At 59.5% G+C, this 1,480-nt stretch carries 2 protein-coding genes; both read left to right on the plus strand.

Annotation, left to right across the window (positions count from 1 at the left end; translation table 11 throughout):
• Positions 1–128 precede the first annotated feature (128 nt).
• Positions 129–947, plus strand: a complete 819-nt coding sequence (locus tag AC1DRJ_RS27400) for a shikimate 5-dehydrogenase (RefSeq protein WP_477804906.1) — start codon at positions 129–131, stop codon at positions 945–947.
• 9 nt (positions 948–956) lie between these two features.
• Complete coding sequence (locus AC1DRJ_RS27405) at positions 957–1,475, plus strand: cupin domain-containing protein (protein ID WP_477804907.1); 519 nt, start codon at positions 957–959, stop codon at positions 1,473–1,475.
• The last annotated feature ends 5 nt before the right edge of the window (positions 1,476–1,480 follow it).

Raw genomic sequence — 1,480 nt, forward strand, 5'->3', positions numbered from 1 at the left:
GTGTAAGGTCTGTACCGGTTTCCTGACGGGCCGCGCTATCTCGCGCGGCCTATACAGTAATGATCGAACAGACCTGATGGAGTGGCTAATCCCGTCCATCTGAAAGTGCTATTGAAGGAGCAAGATTCATGCAGATGAACCCCAATCGAGACACACAGCTGTGCATGTCGCTGTCCGCACGCCCTGGCAACTTCGGTCTGCGGTTTCACAATCATCTGTATGAACAACTGGGCCTGAACTTTTACTACAAGGCCTTCAGCAGCCAGGATTTGCCCGGCGCAGTGGGTGGTATTCGTGCCTTGGGTATCCGTGGCTGCGGCGTGTCGATGCCGTTCAAGGAAGCGTGCATCGCACTGGTGGATGAACTGGACGCCTCGGCGGCGGCCATTCAATCGATCAACACCATCGTCAACACCGATGGCCATTTAAAGGCCTACAACACCGACTACCTTGCCATCGAGCAACTGCTCAACACCCACGAAGTGCCCCAGGATTCGACCTTTGCCCTGCGCGGCAGTGGCGGCATGGCCAAGGCTGTGGCAAGCGCATTGCGCGACGGCGGCTACAAAAACGGCTTGATCATCGCCCGTAATGAACGCGCTGGGCGTGCATTGGCTGAGTCGCTGGGCTATCAGTGGCAAGCGGAACTGGGCGCACAGCGCCCGCACATGCTGATCAACGTCACGCCGATCGGCATGACAGGTGGCCCGGAGGCCGATCAACTGGCGTTCGATCCTGAAACCATTGCCGCTGCCGAGACGGTCTTCGATGTGGTGGCGATCCCCTCGGAAACACCGTTGATCGTGCGCGGACGCGCTGAAGGCAAGCGGGTGATTACCGGGTTGGAGGTCATCGCCATCCAGGCGTTGGAGCAATTTGTGCTGTACACCGGCGTCAGACCGACAGATGAGCAGTTTCACAAAGCCGTGGAATTTGCCCGCAGCTAGGAGGTATCCATGCAGCCGCGCATTCTCAACCTGAACCAGGTCGATCTTGAACCTTTGCCCGAAGCCTTGGCGCCCATGGGCGACACGGCTGGCCGTTACCAGCAACGGATAGCCCGCGTCGGCCAGCAACTGGGCGCACAGAAGCTTGGATATCGCCTGTACGTGCTGGAACCGGGGATGCGAGGCAGTCCCTTTCACAGTCATCGCGTCAACGAGGAGATGTTTTACGTCGTCGCCGGGGCAGGGGAGGTGCGACTTGGTGCCGAGCGGTTCCCGATTCGCGCAGGTGACGTGATCGCCTGCCCGCCGGGCGGTCCGGAAATGGCGCATCAGATCATCAACACCAGCAGCGCGGAATTGCGTTATCTGGCGGTCAGCACCCAGCAATCGCCGGAGATCTGCGAGTATCCGGATTCAGGCAAGTACGCGGTGATGGATGAGTTCAAGGTGGATGCCGAGGGCAATGCCTCAGGTTTTGTCGCCATCGCCCGGCCGGGCGACGGTGTGGATTATTGGGACGGTGAGTAACAGCC

The organism is Pseudomonas sp. P5_B2, assembly GCF_056400445.1.

Excerpts from the sequence above, each read along its gene's own strand:
- AC1DRJ_RS27405 (WP_477804907.1), top strand. The coding sequence starts at position 957 with ATGCAGCCGCGCATTCTCAACCTGAACCAGGTCGATCTTGAACCTTTG.
- AC1DRJ_RS27400 (WP_477804906.1), top strand. The coding sequence starts at position 129 with ATGCAGATGAACCCCAATCGAGACACACAGCTGTGCATGTCGCTGTCC.